We start from the raw sequence: 15,948 nt of genomic DNA on the forward strand, positions 1-15,948 counted from the left end.
GTGCGACCGTCCGCACCGTCGGTCGCACCGAGGCCGTGCGGGACCGTCCCGGAACGCGGCCGTTCTAGAACGCGTTCTAGGTCGGTGGATCTCATGTATAGCCGAGGCGAAAGGAGTTGGGAACCCTCCCCGCACCCCTCACCTGACGGCGCGTCAGAAATCCCTCGGGTGGCCTCCCGGGGCCTCCCGGGACATTTGTCACGGCCAGGTCCGTACATTCACGCCTGCCGGGCCGGGGCCCCCGCTCCGTAGCGTCGTCCCCATGACGAACGAACCCGCGGTCGCCTTCGAGGCCGCCTCCAAGGCGTACGGACCGGTCCGCGCCGTCGACCGCCTCGACCTCGCCGTCCCGCCCGGCGAGACCGTGGCCCTGCTCGGCCGGAACGGCGCCGGCAAGTCCACGGCCATCGGCCTGCTCCTCGGCCTCGACACACCCGACAGCGGCCGGGTCCGGCTCCTCGGCGGGACCCCGGCCCGCGCCGTCGCGGCGGGCCGGGTGGGCGCGATGCTCCAGGAGGGCCGGCCGATCCCCCGGGTCACGGTCCGCGAGCTCGTCGCCTTCGTCGCCCGGACGTACCCCTCGCCGATGCCGGTGCCGGAGGCCCTGGCGCTCGCCGGCCTCACCGACCTGGCGGACCGCCGGGTCGAGCGGCTCTCCGGCGGCCAGGTCCAGCGGGTCCGCTTCGCCGTCGCCCTCGCCGGGAACCCGGAGCTGATCGTCCTGGACGAGCCGACGAACGCCCTCGACGTCGAGGCCCGCCAGGAGTTCTGGGACGCCATGCGCGGCTACGCGCGCCGGGGCAACACCGTCCTGTTCTCCACCCACTACCTGGAGGAGGCCGACGCGCACGCCGACCGGATCGTCGTCCTCGACTCCGGCCGGCTCCTCGCCGACGGCACGGGCGAGGAGCTCAAGCGGGCGGCCGGCGGCAGCCTCGTCGCCTTCGACCTGGCGGGCGGCCCGACGGAGTGGCTCGGGGCGCTGCCCGGGGTGGCCTCCGTCGAGATCCGCGGCGACCGCGCCCGGCTGCGTACCGACGACCCCGACGCCACGGTCCGCGCCCTGGCCGCGCGGGACGCGATCCGGGCCCTGGAGGTCGCCCCGGTCTCGCTGAACGACGCGTTCCTGGCCCTCACGCACAGAGCCGCCGCCCACGCGCACACCCATGAAGCCGCACCCGCAGACCTGGAGCCGTCCCGATGATCACCGCATACGTAGGCCTGGAAGTCCGCCGCACCCTGCGCGACACCGGTTTCGCGATCTCCACGATCGGCGTCCCGGTGATGATGTACCTCCTCTTCACCAACCTGGGTGCGGACGACGGCTCGTTCAAGACGGCCGCGATGGTCGGCATGGCGGCGTACGGGGCGCTCGGCGCCGCGCTCTCCCTGGGCACCGGGGTCGCCGAGGACAAGTCCACGGGCTGGCTGCGGCAGCTGCGCGTCACGCCCATGACCCCGCGCCAGGTGGTGACGGGCCGCGCCCTGACCGGCTCGGTGGTCGTCCTCCCGGCGATCGCGGGCGTCCTCCTCGCGGGCGGCCTGGCCAACGGCGTACGGCTGGAGGCCTGGCAGTGGCCGGCGCTCGCCCTCGTCCTCTGGCTGGGCTCCCTCCCCTTCACCCTCCTCGGCATCGGCAACGGCTACCGCCTCTCCGCCCAGACGACGGGAGTCGTCAACGTGGCCTGCAACCTCGGCCTCGCGGTGGTCGGCGGCCTCTGGTTCCCGACGGTCCTCTTCCCGTCCTGGCTCCGCACGGTCTCCGAGTACACCCCGACGAACCGCTTCGCGGAGCTGGGCGTGGCGGTGACGGAGGGCACGGCGCCGGGGGCGGCGGCCCTGGCCGTCGTGGCCGTGTGGACGGCACTCTTCGGCGTGTACGCGGCGGTCTCGTACCGTCGTTCCGCACGGACGGCGTGAAAGGCGGGCGGGGATGCGAACCTGGCGACGGTGGCGAAGGACGGCACGGGCCCACGCGGACCGGGGCCCGAAGGGGCTGAGCCTCCTCCCCTGGCTCCTGATGGGGATGGGCGCGCTCTCCCACCTCCTCGGGGGCGAGGCCGCGAACCCCTGGATCGGCGGCCTCGGCCTGATCACCTTCAACACCCTCTACATCGCGATCGTCTTCCGCGCGTTCGTACCGGAGCTCCGCGAGTCCCGCCTGACCTGGACGCTCCTGGGCTGCCTCGGTCTCCTCACCTTCGCCCTGGCCATCGGCTACGGCCGGGAGTGGCTGCTCCTGTTCCCGCTCCTGGGCCTGGCGGTGGGGGCGGTGGTGCGCCGGGGCAGGAAGCTGACCCTGATCACCGTCCCCGTGGTCCTGGGGGCCGGGGTGGTGACGTTGTGGCGGGACGAGTGGGACTCGATCAGCGTGGTGTACGGAACGTTCATCTCCATCATGGTGACGGCGGCGATCCTCGCCCTGGACGATACGGTCCGGCAGCTGCGGGCGACCCGCGAGGAACTGGCGAGGTCGGCGGTGGAGAAGGAGCGGCTCCGCTTCTCCCGCGACCTGCACGACCTCCTCGGCCACACGCTCTCGGTGGTCGTGGTGAAGTCGGAGGCGGTACGCCGCCTGGCGCCGCACGACCTCGACGGCGCCCTGACCCAGCTCGCGGACATCGAGTCGGTGGGCCGCCAGGCGCTCACCGAGATCAGGGAGGCGGTCACGGGCTACCGCGAGGGCAGCCTCTCCACGGAGCTGGACCGGGCGCGCGACGCGCTCTCCTCCGCCGGCATCGAGCCGGTCGTCCGCCGCTCGGGCCCGCTCCTGGAGCCGCAGGCGGAGGCCCTCCTCGGCTGGGTCGTCCGGGAGTCCGTGACGAACGCGGTACGGCACAGCGGCGCGACCCGCTGCGAGATCGCCCTCGACGGCACGGCCGACCGGGTCCGCCTCACGGTCACGGACGACGGCCGGGGCCCCACCGAAGGCCCCCCGGGAACCGGCCTCCGGGGCCTGCGCGAGCGCGTCGCGACGGCCGGCGGCACCCTGGACTCGGGACCGACGCCCCGGGGCGGCTTCCGGGTCACCGCGGAACTCCCCACGGAGACCCCGGATCCGGACGGCACTCCGCCCCGGCCCGAATGCTGAGCACCTCCCCACCGCGCCCGGACCGGCCCCGCCGGCCGCGATCCGCCGGACAGGCCCTGGTGGTTCGACCACCACGTCACGGGCCGCCGGGCGGGCCCCGACGAGCAGTCCGTCCTACTCTGTCTCCCGTGACCGAGATGCCGCAGGACCACCGCCCGGTAAGGGGTATCAGGGTTCTCCTCGCCGAGGACCAGGGCATGATGCGCGGGGCGCTGGCCCTGTTGCTCGGGATGGAGCACGACATCGAGGTCGTGGCGCAGGTCGGGCGGGGGGACGAGATCGTGGACGCCGCGCTGCTGGCGCGGCCCGATGTGGCGCTTCTCGACATCGAGCTGCCGGGGCGCAGCGGTCTCGACGCCGCCGCCGACCTTCGGGACGAGGTTCCGGACTGCCGGGTGCTGATCCTCACGACCTTCGGCCGGCCGGGGTATCTGCGCCGGGCGATGGAGGCCGGTGCGGTGGGGTTCCTGGTGAAGGACGGGCCCGTGGAGGAGCTGGCCGAGGCGATCCGGAAGGCCCTGCGCGGGGAGACGGTCGTCGACCCGGCGCTGGCGGCCGCCGCTCTCGGCGCGGGTCCGAACCCGCTGACGGGGCGCGAGCGGGAGGCCCTGGCCGCCTCCGTGGACGGCGCGACGATCGCGGACATCGCGCTCAAGCTCCGTCTGTCGGAGTCGACCGTCCGGAACTACCTGTCCTCCGCCATCGGCAAGACGTCCACCCGCAACCGCATGGAGGCGGTGCGGGCGGCGCGTCAGCAGGGGTGGCTGTAAGAGCCGCGGCCCCCGGCAGGCCCTAGAGGCCCTCGGTCAGTGCCGCCGTCCGCTGGGACTCGAAGTTCCGTACGTACGCGTCGAAGACCGTCGCGTCCTCGTACTTGAGCAGCGTCTCGTCGTTGTACCTGAGGGCCGTCTGCGTGTAGGTGTGGCTGCCCGTGAAGACGATCTTCTTGTTCGCGCCGCCGTAGTACGTGCCCTCGATCAGCAGGTACTTGGTGTGGGAGTCGGAGCCGCCGCGCTTGTCGTTGTCGAGCTGGTGGAGGGTGATGCGGCCCTTGCCGGTCACCGGCCTGGTGAGCCAGTTGGCCACCTCCGACATGGGCTTGCCGGTCACGTCGCTCCAGTTGTCCAGGGAGCGGTAGACGATCTCGATCTGGCAGCCCGCGTTGGCGAGTTCCCAGAGCTTCTTGGCGACGTCGGTGCGGGTGATGTGGCCCTGCGCGATGCGGATCTTCGTACGGCCGTCGGTCGTGCCGAAGCCCGGGGAGTTGCCGCCGCAGGAGTCCGCGGTGCCGACCGGGGCCACCGTGGCGAGGATGTTGACGACGGGGTCGATGGTCGCCCGCGGGAAGAAGTAGACCTTGGCCTTGCCCGCCTGGGTGTCGTGCGCGTAGTCGGCGACCTGCGGCGTCTGTCCGACGGCGGCGGCGGCCTGGTCGGCGAAGTACTGGGTGTACGCGTCGAACAGGGCCGTGTTGCCGGCGACCGTCAGCGCGTCGTTCCACCAGTCGTCGGTGTCCTGCGCGGTGAGGTTCCCGGAGGCCTGCACGACCACGTCGTCGGCGTAGGTGTCGCCCTTGCCCTTGGTGCGGGAGAACAGGAAGAACTTGTTGTGGTTGACGTTGTCGTACGTGCCCTTCGGGTCCTGCTCCGTGGTGCCCGGGTCCAGGGCCAGGCAGGCCTCCTCCTGCTTGCAGCCGCGGACCCAGGAGTCGGAGCTGCCCGCCGGGTCCGCCAGCCGGGTCTTCAGGGTGTCGAGCCCCGTCGACCTGCTGTCGTCGTCGACGACGACCTGGACGGTGACGCCCCTCTTCTGGGCGTCGCCCAGCTTGTTGGCCAGGTACACCGACTGGAAGAGGTAGAGGGAGATCCGGATGGACGACCCCGCCTCCGCGCCGTCGACGAGGTCCGCCAGGTGGAAGAGGATCCGTCCCCGGGCGGCGGCTTCGGTGCTGTTCGGGTCGTTGAACAGGGCGCCGGTCGTCACGGTCAGGACCGGCTCCGCCGACGCCGACGTCGACGGCGCGACGGTCAGGGCGGCGCCGACGGCGAGCGCGGTCACGGCCGTTCTGAACTTGCTCTTGATCGATATCACCGGGGCATTGTCGCCCCGGGCCCGGTCACCCGATGCGCCGGACCGGCTTCGGGAGCCACAGGAGCATCAGGACCGACGCCACCACGAGGACGCAGGCCGAGACGCGGAAGGCCATGGCGTAGCCGGGGACCAGGTAGTCCTGGGAGACGGTGAGGGCCAGGAGCGGGGCGTCGCCTTCGAGGGGGACGTAGCCGCTCGCGGGCGTGGCGGCCGCCGCCGCGGCAACCGTCGAGAGGACGGAGAGCCCGAGGGCGCCGCCCATCGTGCGGGAGGTGTTGACGAGCCCGGAGACGAGACCCGCGTCGCCCGGTTCCGCGTGCGAGGTGGCGAGCGTGGCCAGCGGGGTGGTGGCCAGGCCGAGGCCCACCATCATCACGACGCCGGGGCCCAGGATCGTCCCGAGGAAGGTGCCGTCGGCGGTCAGCGTCGACTGCCAGGCGAAGCCCGCCGCCCCGATGAGGGCGCCGGCCACGGCGACGTTCCGGGCCCCGAGGGCCGGCATGAGGCGCGGGGCGAGCTTGGAGCCCAGGATGACGCTGAGGGAGCTGGGGACGAGGGCGAGGCCGGCCTGGAGCGGGGTGTAGCCGAGGACGTTCTGCGCGTACACCGTCATGAAGAACCACATGCCGAAGGAGCTCGAACCGCACAGCAGGATCGCCGCGTTGGCCGCCGACACGGCCCGGTTGCGGAAGATCTTCAGCGGCATCAGGGGGGCCGCCGTGCGCGCCTCGACGGCGATGAAGACGGCGAGGAGGGCGAGGCCGCCGAGGAGCGTCAGGAGGGTCGACGGGGCGCCCCATCCGGCCTCCTCGGTCTGGACGATGCCGTACGCGAGGGTGGCGAGGCCGCCGGTGACGAGGACGGCGCCCGGCAGGTCGAGGCGGCGGCCGGTGCCGGTGGGGCCCTCGCGGAGCCAGAGGAGCGCGGCGGCGAGGACGAGGATGCCGATGGGGACGTTGATGAGGAGGACCCAGCGCCAGGACAGCAGGTCGACGAGGACGCCGCCGACGAAGCCGCCCGCCGCGCCGCCGGCCGCGCCGACCGCCGTCCAGGTGCCGATGGCCCGGGTGCGGGCGGGTCCGGCCGCGACGGCGCCGGTGACGAGGGTCAGGGTGGCGGGCGAGAGGAGGGCGGCGCCGAGGCCCTGCACGGCGCGGGCGCCGATCAGGTACTGGCCCTCGGGTGCGAGGCCGCCGACGACGGACGCGGCGGTGAAGAGCCCGAGCCCGAGCAGGAACATCGCCTTCCGCCCGTAGAGGTCGGCGGCGCGTCCGCCGAGGAGCATGAAGCCGGCGAAGGCGATCGAGTACGCGCTGAGCACCCATTGCAGCCCGAAGGCGGAGAGTCCGAGGTCGGTCCGCATCGACGGCAGTGCGACGTTCACGACGGAGACGTCGAGGACGACGAGGAACTGGCCGGCACAGGCGGTCAGGACGACCAGCCACGGGCGGGGGGTGCGTATCGAGGGGGCGAGGGAAGCGCTCGTGGCGGAGTCGGTCTGCGGCATGAATGTCATGGTCGCAGACCGACTCCGCCCCGTACATGGGGATTCGGTCCTACGCCTCCCGCGGCCCGGCGCCCCCGAAGCCCTACGCCCTGCGGTCCGTGCCGCCGACCCCTGCGCCCTGCGGCCCGTGCCGCCGAGGCCTTACGCCCCCTCGCCCCGTGCCCCGAACCCTGCGCCCCCTCGGCCCGTGCCCCCGAAGCCCTACGCCTTCCGCAGCAGGGTCACGACCGCCGCCCCGCCCAGGCCGATGTTGTGCGCGAGCCCGACCCGCGCCCCGACGACCTGCCGCGGGCCCGCCTCGCCGCGGAGCTGCCACACCAGCTCGGCCGCCTGCGCGAGGCCGGTCGCGCCCAGGGGGTGGCCCTTGGAGATGAGCCCGCCGGAGGGGTTCACGACCCAGCGCCCGCCGTACGTGGTGGCGCCGGACTCGACGAGCTTGCCGGAGGCGCCCTCCTCGCACATGCCGAGCGCCTCGTACGTGAGGAGTTCGTTGATCGAGAAGCAGTCGTGGAGCTCGATGACGTCGACGTCCTCGATGCCGAGCCCGGAGCGCTCGTACACCTGGCGGGCGGCGGCCCGGGACATGGGGCGGCCGACGGCGTCGATGCAGGACCCGGAGGCGAACGACTCCTCGGTGTCGGTGGTCATCGCCTGGGCGGTGATCTCCACCGCCCGCCCGCGCAGCCCGTGTTCCTCGACGAACCGCTCGGAGACGACGACGGCCGCCGCCGCGCCGTCGGAGGTGGGCGAGCACTGGAGCTTGGTGAGCGGCCGGTGGACGGTCCTGGCGGCGAGGATCTCGTCGACGGTGTAGACGTCCTGGAACTGCGCGTTCGGGTTGTTCGCGGAGTGCTGGTGGTTCTTGGCGCCGACGGCCGCGAGCTGCACCTCGGTCGTCCCGTACCGCTCCATGTGTTCCCGGGCCGCGTTGCCGAAGATCTGCGCGGTGGGCGGGGACATCTCGAAGCCGTGGCCGGCGGCCATGATGCCGTAGTGCCGGGCGACGGGCGAGGTCTTGAAGTCCTCGGCGCCCGCCGAGCCTCCCCCGCCCAGCGAGCCGCGTGCCATCTTCTCGAAGCCGAGGGCGAGGACGCAGTCGGCGACGCCGCCCTCGACGAACTGGCGGGCGGTCATGAGGGCGGTGGAGCCGGTCGCGCAGTTGTTGTTGAGGTTGTAGACGGGGATGCCGGAGAGGCCCAGTTCGTACACGGCCCGCTGTCCGGCGGTGGAGGCCTGGAAGCAGTAGCCGACGGCGGCCTGTTCCACGCTCGCGTACGGGATTCCGGCGTCGGCGAGGGCGGCCGTGCCCGCCTCCTTGGCCATGTCCCAGTACTGCCAGTCCCGGCTCTCCGGCTTCTCGAACTTCGTCATCCCGACGCCGACGACGTATGCCTTGCCCATGAGCTGTTCCCCCTCAGTCCCTCGGTAGGCCGAGCAGGCGCTCGGCGACGACATTGAGCTGTACTTGGGTGGTGCCGCCCGCGATGGTGAGGCAGCGGGACATGAGCATTCCGTGCAGCGCCCGTTCACCGGGGCCCTCGCGCAACGCGCCCTCCGGGCCGAGCAGTTCGAGGGTGAGTTCGGCGAGCTTCTGCTGGTGGAGGGTCTGGACGAGCTTGCGGACGCTGGCGCCCGCGCCCGGTTCGAGCCCGGAGACCTGGAGCAGGGTGGTGCGCAGGCCGATGCAGGCGAGGGCGTGCGCCTCGGCGACGAGCGCCCCGATCCGCGCGCGGACGGAGCTGTCGGCCTGCTCGGCCCGCTCGATGAGGGCTTCGAGGCCGGTGTCGAAGGCGACCTGGTCGGCCATGTGGACGCGTTCGTTGCCGAGGGTGTTGCGGGCGACCCGCCAGCCGTCGTTGACCTCGCCGACGACGGCGTCGGCGGGGAGGATCGCGTCGTCGAACCACACCTCGTTGAAGAGGGAGTCCCCGGTGATCTCCTTCAGCGGCCGGATGTCGATGCCGGGGGTGTTCCGCATGTCGACGAGGAAGTAGGTCAGCCCCTGGTGCTTGGGGGCGGCGGGGTCGGTGCGGGCGAGCAGGATGCCGTGGTGGGCCCATTGCGCGGCGCTCGTCCACACCTTCTGTCCGGTGATCCGCCAGCCGCCGTCCTCGGTGCGCTCGGCGCGGGTGCGGAGGGAGGCGAGGTCGGAGCCGGCGCCGGGTTCGGAGAAGAGCTGGCACCAGAGCCGTTCGCCGCGCAGGGTCGGCCCGAGGTGCGTCTCCTGCTGCTCCGGGGTGCCGTGGGCGAGGAGGGAGGGCACGACCCAGGCCCCGATCCCGAGCCCGGGAAGACTGATCCCGGCCTCGTCCAACTCCCTCTGCACGGAGAGCTGTTGGAGCGGGTTCGCGCCGAGTCCGTACGGCTCCGGGAGGTGCGGGGCCGCGTAGCCGGTGGGGGCGAGGGCGCGCCGGGCGGCGGCCGGGTCGAGCCCGGCGGCGGGGGCGACGGCCTCGCGGGCGGCGGCGCGGTACACGTCGGCCTCGGGCGGCAGGTCGAGGCGGAGGCCGCGCCGGACGCCGTCGGCGGCGTGCCGCAGGGCGGCGAGGCGGTGGTGGTCGCCGCTGCCGAGGAGCTGGCGGGCGACGACGGCGCGGCGGAGCAGCAGGTGGGCGTCGTGCTCCCAGGTGAAGCCGATGCCGCCGAGGATCTGGATGCAGTCCTTGGCGCAGGTGTAGGCGGCGTCGAGGGCGGTGGCGGCGGCGAGCGCGGCGGTGAGGGAGCGGGCCTCGTCGTGGCCGGCGCGGGCGGCGTCCCAGGTGAGGGCGCGGGCCTGTTCGAGCCGGACGAGCATGTCGGCGCAGAGGTGCTTCACGCCCTGGAACTGCCCGATGGGCCGCCCGAACTGTTCGCGGGTGCGGGCGTGTTCGGCGGCGGTCTCGACGGCGCGGGCGGCCGTTCCGCAGGCGTCGGCGGCGAGGAGGACGGCGGCGAGGTCCCGTACGAGACCGGCGTCGAGGGTGAGTTCGCGGACGGCGGGGACGTGGGCGGCGCGCGCGGTGACCTCGCCGGTGGGCCGGGTCGGGTCGGCGCTCTCGTGGGCCCGTACGGCGAGCCCTTCGGTGTCGACGGCGAGCCAGACGGAGCCGTCGGCGGTGGCGGCCCGGAGGAGGACGAGATCGGCCTGCGCCCCGCCGAGGACCGGGGGCGCGGCGCCGTCGAGGAGCCAGCCGCTCGCGGTGCGGACGGCGGTGAGGCTCCCCGTGCCGCCGAGGGCGACGGCGGCGATGCGCTCGCCGCGTGCGATCGAGGAGGCCAGCTCCCCCTGTCCGGCGCGGTGGAGGACCTCGGCGGCGAGTACGGAGGGGAGGTACGGCCCCGGCAGCAGCGCCCGGGCCGCCTCCTCGACGACGACGGCGAGGTCCACGAGGTCGCCGCCCCCGCCGTCGCACTCCTCGGGGAGGTGGAGCCCGAGGAGGCCCTGCTCGGCGGCGGCGTCCCAGTACGCGGGCCGTCCGGCGGCGGCGTCGGGGACGTCCAGGTGCTTGCGGACCTCTTCGGGCGGTACGGCGCGGGCGAGCCAGCCCCGGACGGATCGGCCGAGCTCCCGCTGTTCGTGCGTGATGGCGATGCCCATGCGCCGCAGACTAGAACACGTTCCATTCTGACGGAAGGTCAGAAAGTATTTCGGCTCGGGGAATCCGGGCCGAACCTCCCGCCCTGGACCCGGGAGGGGTTACTTCTCCCAGGCCGCCGCGCCGCGCAGGGGGTGGTGGTCGGACATCCCCGGCGGGCAGGGCAGCGCGTCTCCCTGCACGGTCTTGAACCACTCGTAGCTCAGGAAGACGTAGTCGATCTTGCTGGTCACGGTGGTGTGCTCCGAGCAGGTCGGGCTGGCGGTCGCCTCACCGCTGCGGCAGCGGTCCGCCGTCTGCGGGCAGTCGACCCCCGCGAACTGCTCCTTGTCGTTCTCGTCGACCTCCTGGAACCGGCCGGTCGAACCCGTCCCGTGGTTGTAGAGGGAGTTCATGTCGCGGTGGTCGGGAACCTGGTTGAAGTCCCCCGCGAGGACCGCCGGCTCGCCGCCCTCCCTGGCGGCCTCGACGAGAGTCGCCACCGCCGGGACCTGAAGGGCCGTGGTCGCGTCGTGGAAGTCGACGTGGGTGTTGCAGGCGCGGGCCGACCGGCCGTCCAACTGCGCCTGGGCGCAGAGGAGGATGCGGTCCTCCGTCGGGACCGTGGGCTCCTCGGGGAGGAACGTGACGGTCCGCGTCCCGGCGACGATCGACCCCTGCCCCTTCGAGAAGATCGCCAGCCCGAAGCGACGGTCGGCCGGGTCCCACTGACCGCAGCCGGAGGCGGACGGCAGTGCCGCGCCCCACACCGTGTCGTAGCTGACCTGCCCGACGCGCGACTGCGGCGACAGGGCGTCACGGATCAGCTTCCACTGCCCGTAGCAGAGCTCCTGGAGCATGACGAGGTCGGAGTCCCAGGTGTCGATCTCCTTCACCAGGTTGTTCACCCACGCGGACCTGCCCCCGTCCGTCGGGTCCGCGAGGGGACAGTTCGCCCCGCACACGTTGTACGAGAGGAAGCGCACCGGCTTCGCGGTCTGCGGGGTGACCTCGTCGGCCTGGGCGGGCCCCGTCCCGGCGGTGAGGAGCAGTCCTATCGAGAAGAGCGCGGCGAGCAGCGCTCTGAACGACGCGCGCATGGGCACGTCCTTTCATGATCGGCAACGGACGGCGCATCGTCGCACGGCCGCCCGCGCCAGGGGGCGTTGTCAGTGGGGCCTGTCACGATCCCCAGAGAACGCGAACAGAACGCGCACAGAGGAGCGAACGCACCATGGGCACCTGGGACATCGGACCTTTCGACAACGACACCGCCGCCGACTTCTCGTACCGCGTGGACGAGGCCCCGCCGGAGAAGCGGGCGGAGGTGCTGCGCGCGGCCTTCCACGAGGTGACCGCGACCGGTGACGGCTACCTGGATTCGTACGAGGCGGTGCAGGCGATCGCGTCGGCGGCACTGGTCGCGGCGCAGTGCCCGGGCGGCGACCCCGTCACGACGGCGTACGGCCCGAAGCAGCCCCTGCCCGAACTCCCGGCGGATCTGCGCCCGCTGGCCGTAGCGGCGCTCGACCGGGTCCTCACCCCGGAGTCGGAGCTCCTGGAGCTGTGGGAGGAGTCGGACGGCGAGGAGTGGAAGGCGGGCGTACGGCAGCTGCGGGCGGTCCTGGCCGGGGCCTGACCAGGCGCTCAGTCCCGGCCGAAGACCCGCCGCAGTGCGTCTCGACCAGGACTCACCATCCCCCGCCGCCGCTCATGTCAGCGGAACCGCCCCTTGACGGCGGCGCTCACGAAGGCGGTGAAGGCGGCGGGGGTGGCGAGGAAGGCGGGCCCTTCGGGGTTCTTGGAGTCCCGGACGGCGACGTGAGCGGTGAGGTCGGCGACCTCGATGCATTCGCCGCCGTTGTCGCCGCTGTACGAGGACTTCTGCCAGGCGGTGGTGCCGAGCGGGGCGCACTCGATGCACTGACCGCCGTTGTCACCGCTGTACGAGGACTTACGCCAGCGCGCGCCCGCCAGGTTCCGGTTGGTCTCCATAGTGCTCCTTCATGACGCGGGTGATCAGCGCGGTCGAGTCCTCCACTGAAAGAGCGGCCGCTCGGAGGTGATCGTAACGGAGCAACCCCTCCCTGAACGCGGCCGAATCCACGGTCAAATGCCCCTGGACGAAGTCCTCGGTATAGACGAGGTCGGGGTCGTCGTCGAAGCGGAGGAGAGTGAAGGAACCCAGCGATCCCGTGTGCGCTCCGACCTCGAACGGGAGGATCTGGATCTTCACCCACTCGCGCTCCTGCATCTCCAACAGGTGAGCCAGTTGCTCCCGCATCACCTCCCGCCCACCGATCTCCTGGCGCAATGCCGCCTCGCTCATGACGACCCAGAACAGCGGCGGGTGTTCGCGGTCCAGGATCCGCTGGCGCTCGATCCGGGCGGCGACCAGAACGTCGAGGTCGTTCTCGAATCTGGCCCCCATAAGAGCCTGGGCGTAGTTCTTCGTCTGAAGCAGGCCGTCGACCAGCTGCACCTGGAAGGAGCAGATGTACGTCGCCTTCGCCTCCATGTCCGCGTACGGCCTGAACCACGACGGCAGTTGGCTCTTCAGCACCAGCCCCACCAGGCGTGTGAAGAACCCGCCCGTCATCAGCGCCGCGTCGAGCCGCTCCGAGAACTCCCTGGTCGGGACCTTTCTCGCCGTCTCGATCTGACCGACGAGCGAGCCGGTGCAGAAGAGGATGTCGCCGAGCTGCGACTGACTGAGCCCGGCCCCCTCTCTCAGGCGGCGGAGTTCGAATCCGTAGTAGTCCAGCGGCGAGGCGCTGGGATCCAAGGCACGGATGTTGACCACGGCGAGGTCACCCCCAAGCTCACGCGGTGAGGCGTTGCGTTCAGTCCGTAGCCGAGCGTAACGAAACGAGCCCACTCTGGTGGCATGAATCAGGCAACAGACCCCTATCCTGCGGTACTTGCGACGAGCTACCGCATGGGGTTCACCGTCGGTGACCACTCCGCCGGTCACATGCGCCGCATCCTCCGCATCTTCCTCACGCGTTGGGAGCTCGACCACCTCGCCGACTCCGGCACGCTCGCGCTCACCGAGCTCGTCGCCAACGTCGTCCGGCACGTGCCCGGCCGGCGGTGCTCCGTCCTGATGCTGCGGGAGCCGTACGGGCTGCGGGTGGAGGTCGCGGACGCCGTCCCCGGGGCCGTGATCGCGAAGCTGGCCGGTCCGCTGGAGGAGAGCGGGCGGGGGCTCGCGCTCGTGGAGGCCGTGACGGACCGGTGGGGGGTCGACGAGAGGGCCGACGGGAAGACGGTGTGGTTCGAGTGCGACGCGTAGGGCACGATGGGCGGCCGTAGCCGCGTACTCGCCAGTAGGAGACCACCATGTCCGTGCCCGCGCCCGAGATCCTTGCCGCCTTCGAGGCCGCGAAGGGCTTCATGCCCGTCGGGGAGGGCCTCGCGCTGTACGAGGCGGCCACGGAGGCCGCCAAGCTCGGGCTGCCGCTGCTCGAGGTCGGGACGTACTGCGGGCGGTCCACGATCCTGCTCGGCGACGTGGCCCGGCAGGCGGGGACGGTCGCGGTGACCGTGGACCACCACCGGGGCAGCGAGGAGCAGCAGCCGGGCTGGGAGTACCACGACCCGACCGTCGTCGACCCGGAGGTGGGGCTGATGGACACCCTCCCCACCTTCCGCCGGACCCTGCACAAGGCGGGCCTTGAGGAGCACGTCGTCGCGGTCGTCGGCCGGTCGCCGCTGGTCGCGAAGGCGTGGGGCGGGCAGCTCGGCCTCGTGTTCGTCGACGGCGGGCACACCGACGAGCACGCCACGAACGACTACGAGGGCTGGGCCCCCAAGGTCGCCCCCGGGGGCCTGCTCGTCATCCACGACGTCTTCCCGAACCCGGAGGACGGCGGCCAGGCTCCGTACCGGATCTACCTCCGTGCTCTGGAGTCGGGCGACTTCGACGAGGTCTCGGTCACCGACTCGCTGCGGGTCCTGCGCCGCCGGGGCTGAACGGACTCAGAACCTCGACGTCACGTACAGGCAGTTGGTGTAGCTGTAGCCCGGTTCGATCTTCACCTTGCTCGTCTTGGTGTCCCCGGCGGAGGAGGTGCTCCCGCCCCGCTTCTGGAGGAAGTGGTAGTCGCCGGCGGGCAGCAGCAGGGTCGCCTTCGGGTACTTCGAGGACGGACCGGTGCAGGCCTTGACCTTCTTGCCCTGGGAGAGGATCGGGCCCGGGTACTCGGTGCAGGTCGCGCAGGTCTTGAGCGTGACCCTGCCGCTCGTCGGACCGGTGTAGAGCACGTCGACGGCGCCCGGCCCGTCGTTGCTGATGACCAGGATCATCCGGCTGCCGCCGGGGTCCTTCGCCGGCGGCAGGTTCTTGCCGGCCGCGGGCTCCTCCTCGGCGATCTCGGCCGCGATGGCGATGGAGCGGGCGTGCGCGGCCTGGGGGCTGTCCGGGTACTCCTTGGCGTACTCGGTCATGGTCTTGATCGCGTTCGCGTAGTCCTTGTCCTTGAACTGGTCGGTCCCGCAGGCGAAGTCGCCCCGCTGGACGGCTTCCTTGGCCTCGCGCGTGGCCCCTTCGAGGGAGGGGTCCGACAAGGCCTGGAGGGATCTCTTGAGCGTGCGCAGCTCGTTGGTGGTGTCGCAGGGCGCGGAGCCGCCGTCGAGCGCGGTTGTACGCGTCTTGATGGCCGCCCGGACCGCCGGCTCGACGCGGTTGGTGTGGGACGACTTCGGGAAGGTCTTGTAGAGCTCGTTGAGGTTGTCCTCGGCGGCCGGGGTGGCGGTGTACACGCCGAGCGCCGCCGTCCCGCACTCGTAGAGGGAGTGGGCGAGCGGCTCGTCGGTCTTGTCGGGCCGCGCGCCCAGGAGGTCCTTGTCGACGGTCCCGCCGAGCCCCCGCAGGTGCTTGAGCGGGGCGATCGCCTCGCAGTACGACTTGTCCTCGTACGGGCCGGAGACCGTCTCGTAGTACGCGTCGAGGCGCGCGGGGACCAGCTTCCCGGCCCGCGAGCCCGCGTGCTTCGTGCCGAGGTCCTGGTACACGGCGAGCGCCTTGCCGAGGATCGGCTCGGCCTTGTCGAAGGCGAGGCCGTCGGCCGACTTCACCTGCGCGTCCGCCGCGGAGAGCCGGTCGAGCAGCGCCTGCTCCTTCGCCTCGTCGCGGGCCGCGCCGTAGGCGAGCGAGCCGCCCGCGGGGACGGCGAGGAGCACGACGGCGAGCGGGAGCGCGAGGCGCCGGAAGGAGGCGCCGATGCTGAGGGTCGCGCGCAGGCCGCGCCGGGCCCCGTCGGCGGCGGCGGCGAGCAGGAAGACGCCGTAGCCGACGAGGAGGCCCGCGGGCACGCCGTCGACGTCGGCGGGGAGCGCCATCACGAGCAGGGCTGCGGTGGCGACCCAGCACACGGCGGCGCCGATCCAGTTGCGCAGGAAGACGTAGCCGAGGCCCAGGCAGGAGAGGTTGAGCAGGCCTATCAGGGCGGCCTGGGCCGGGTTCGCCTCGCCGCGCGGCCCGGGGCCCGAGCCGGGCGGCGGACCGTATCCCGGCGGTGCGGCGGGCGGCGGCGGCAGGGTGCCCGCTCCCGCCCAGCCGGGCGCGGTCGCGGGTCCGGTGCCGGGGGCGGGCGCGGGGGCGGAGCCGTATCCGTGCCCCTGTCCTGCTCCGGTCCCGGGCGGCGGGCCGAAGCCGGGGGCCGGGGCGCCGGAAGCGCCCGGGGCCGATGCGCCCGATGCGC

The 15,948-nt window shown here is 72.6% G+C and carries 15 protein-coding genes; 7 read left to right on the forward strand and 8 right to left on the reverse strand.

Annotated features, from left to right (window positions below; translation table 11 throughout):
* Positions 1 to 262: 262 nt before the first annotated feature.
* The 4 genes from ACFC0G_RS19515 to ACFC0G_RS19530 all read left to right on the forward strand — a co-directional run bounded on the left by ACFC0G_RS19515 (position 263) and on the right by ACFC0G_RS19530 (position 3,861).
* Positions 263 to 1,204 carry an ATP-binding cassette domain-containing protein gene (locus ACFC0G_RS19515; RefSeq protein WP_376404785.1) on the forward strand — a complete coding sequence of 314 codons (942 nt, stop codon included), beginning with the start codon at positions 263 to 265 and terminating at the stop codon, positions 1,202 to 1,204.
* The gene (locus tag ACFC0G_RS19520; RefSeq protein ID WP_376404787.1) at positions 1,201 to 1,920 is read left to right on the forward strand and encodes an ABC transporter permease; all 720 of its coding nucleotides are present in this window, start codon (positions 1,201 to 1,203) and stop codon (positions 1,918 to 1,920) included. The genes ACFC0G_RS19515 and ACFC0G_RS19520 overlap by 4 nt, the downstream gene beginning before the upstream one ends.
* A gap of 13 nt (positions 1,921 to 1,933) precedes the next feature.
* Positions 1,934 to 3,091: a sensor histidine kinase gene (locus tag ACFC0G_RS19525; RefSeq protein WP_376404789.1), complete on the forward strand. Its 1,158-nt coding sequence runs from the start codon at positions 1,934 to 1,936 to the stop codon at positions 3,089 to 3,091.
* Positions 3,092 to 3,228: 137 nt separating this feature from the next.
* Positions 3,229 to 3,861, forward strand: coding sequence for a response regulator (locus tag ACFC0G_RS19530; RefSeq protein ID WP_376405218.1), 633 nt, complete (start codon positions 3,229 to 3,231; stop codon positions 3,859 to 3,861).
* A gap of 22 nt (positions 3,862 to 3,883) precedes the next feature.
* Here the strand turns inward: ACFC0G_RS19530 and ACFC0G_RS19535 are convergent, their stop codons facing one another.
* The 5 genes from ACFC0G_RS19535 to ACFC0G_RS19555 all read right to left on the reverse strand — a co-directional run bounded on the left by ACFC0G_RS19535 (position 3,884) and on the right by ACFC0G_RS19555 (position 11,343).
* Positions 3,884 to 5,182 (reverse strand): phospholipase D-like domain-containing protein, encoded by a 1,299-nt coding sequence (locus ACFC0G_RS19535; protein ID WP_376404791.1) that lies wholly within the window; start codon positions 5,180 to 5,182, stop codon positions 3,884 to 3,886.
* Between the two features lie 25 nt (positions 5,183 to 5,207).
* Positions 5,208 to 6,698: an MFS transporter gene (locus ACFC0G_RS19540; protein WP_376404793.1), complete on the reverse strand. Its 1,491-nt coding sequence runs from the start codon at positions 6,696 to 6,698 to the stop codon at positions 5,208 to 5,210.
* A 192-nt stretch (positions 6,699 to 6,890) separates the two neighbouring features.
* Positions 6,891 to 8,090, reverse strand: coding sequence for a lipid-transfer protein (locus ACFC0G_RS19545; protein ID WP_376404795.1), 1,200 nt, complete (start codon positions 8,088 to 8,090; stop codon positions 6,891 to 6,893).
* A 13-nt stretch (positions 8,091 to 8,103) separates the two neighbouring features.
* Positions 8,104 to 10,266, reverse strand: coding sequence for an acyl-CoA dehydrogenase (locus tag ACFC0G_RS19550; RefSeq protein WP_376404797.1), 2,163 nt, complete (start codon positions 10,264 to 10,266; stop codon positions 8,104 to 8,106).
* 99 nt (positions 10,267 to 10,365) lie between these two features.
* Positions 10,366 to 11,343 (reverse strand): endonuclease/exonuclease/phosphatase family protein, encoded by a 978-nt coding sequence (locus tag ACFC0G_RS19555; RefSeq protein ID WP_376404799.1) that lies wholly within the window; start codon positions 11,341 to 11,343, stop codon positions 10,366 to 10,368.
* Between the two features lie 134 nt (positions 11,344 to 11,477).
* Between ACFC0G_RS19555 and ACFC0G_RS19560 the strand changes: the two genes are divergently transcribed.
* A complete protein-coding gene (locus ACFC0G_RS19560) occupies positions 11,478 to 11,882 on the forward strand; it encodes a DUF4259 domain-containing protein (RefSeq protein WP_376404801.1) in 405 nt (134 codons plus the stop codon).
* Between the two features lie 77 nt (positions 11,883 to 11,959).
* Here the strand turns inward: ACFC0G_RS19560 and ACFC0G_RS19565 are convergent, their stop codons facing one another.
* Together ACFC0G_RS19565 and ACFC0G_RS19570 are read right to left on the reverse strand one after the other, a co-directional pair.
* Positions 11,960 to 12,238 (reverse strand): DUF397 domain-containing protein, encoded by a 279-nt coding sequence (locus ACFC0G_RS19565; RefSeq protein ID WP_376404803.1) that lies wholly within the window; start codon positions 12,236 to 12,238, stop codon positions 11,960 to 11,962.
* Positions 12,198 to 13,046: a helix-turn-helix domain-containing protein gene (locus ACFC0G_RS19570; RefSeq protein ID WP_376404805.1), complete on the reverse strand. Its 849-nt coding sequence runs from the start codon at positions 13,044 to 13,046 to the stop codon at positions 12,198 to 12,200. Before ACFC0G_RS19570 ends, ACFC0G_RS19565 begins: the two co-directional genes overlap by 41 nt.
* 135 nt (positions 13,047 to 13,181) lie before the next feature.
* On the opposite strand from ACFC0G_RS19570, the gene ACFC0G_RS19575 reads away from it, so the two are divergent.
* Complete coding sequence (locus ACFC0G_RS19575) at positions 13,182 to 13,538, forward strand: ATP-binding protein (protein ID WP_376404808.1); 357 nt, start codon at positions 13,182 to 13,184, stop codon at positions 13,536 to 13,538.
* A 47-nt stretch (positions 13,539 to 13,585) separates the two neighbouring features.
* Complete coding sequence (locus tag ACFC0G_RS19580; RefSeq protein WP_376404810.1) at positions 13,586 to 14,218, forward strand: class I SAM-dependent methyltransferase; 633 nt, start codon at positions 13,586 to 13,588, stop codon at positions 14,216 to 14,218.
* A 6-nt stretch (positions 14,219 to 14,224) separates the two neighbouring features.
* Here the strand turns inward: ACFC0G_RS19580 and ACFC0G_RS19585 are convergent, their stop codons facing one another.
* Entirely contained in the window at positions 14,225 to 15,619 is a 1,395-nt protein-coding gene (locus ACFC0G_RS19585) for a hypothetical protein (protein WP_376404812.1), read from the reverse strand.
* Between the last annotated feature and the right edge of the window lie 329 nt (positions 15,620 to 15,948).

The sequence above is a fragment of the Streptomyces sp. NPDC056169 genome (assembly GCF_042268445.1).
Lineage (GTDB): Bacteria > Actinomycetota > Actinomycetes > Streptomycetales > Streptomycetaceae > Streptomyces.

Excerpts from the sequence above, each read along its gene's own strand:
- ACFC0G_RS19520 (WP_376404787.1), top strand. The coding sequence starts at position 1,201 with ATGATCACCGCATACGTAGGCCTGGAAGTCCGCCGCACCCTGCGCGAC.
- ACFC0G_RS19575 (WP_376404808.1), top strand. The coding sequence starts at position 13,182 with ATGGGGTTCACCGTCGGTGACCACTCCGCCGGTCACATGCGCCGCATC.
- ACFC0G_RS19530 (WP_376405218.1), top strand. The coding sequence starts at position 3,229 with ATGCCGCAGGACCACCGCCCGGTAAGGGGTATCAGGGTTCTCCTCGCC.
- ACFC0G_RS19540 (WP_376404793.1), bottom strand. The coding sequence starts at position 6,698 with ATGACATTCATGCCGCAGACCGACTCCGCCACGAGCGCTTCCCTCGCC.
- ACFC0G_RS19580 (WP_376404810.1), top strand. The coding sequence starts at position 13,586 with ATGTCCGTGCCCGCGCCCGAGATCCTTGCCGCCTTCGAGGCCGCGAAG.
- ACFC0G_RS19555 (WP_376404799.1), bottom strand. The coding sequence starts at position 11,343 with ATGCGCGCGTCGTTCAGAGCGCTGCTCGCCGCGCTCTTCTCGATAGGA.
- ACFC0G_RS19515 (WP_376404785.1), top strand. The coding sequence starts at position 263 with ATGACGAACGAACCCGCGGTCGCCTTCGAGGCCGCCTCCAAGGCGTAC.
- ACFC0G_RS19560 (WP_376404801.1), top strand. The coding sequence starts at position 11,478 with ATGGGCACCTGGGACATCGGACCTTTCGACAACGACACCGCCGCCGAC.
- ACFC0G_RS19525 (WP_376404789.1), top strand. The coding sequence starts at position 1,934 with ATGCGAACCTGGCGACGGTGGCGAAGGACGGCACGGGCCCACGCGGAC.
- ACFC0G_RS19550 (WP_376404797.1), bottom strand. The coding sequence starts at position 10,266 with ATGGGCATCGCCATCACGCACGAACAGCGGGAGCTCGGCCGATCCGTC.
- ACFC0G_RS19565 (WP_376404803.1), bottom strand. The coding sequence starts at position 12,238 with ATGGAGACCAACCGGAACCTGGCGGGCGCGCGCTGGCGTAAGTCCTCG.
- ACFC0G_RS19545 (WP_376404795.1), bottom strand. The coding sequence starts at position 8,090 with ATGGGCAAGGCATACGTCGTCGGCGTCGGGATGACGAAGTTCGAGAAG.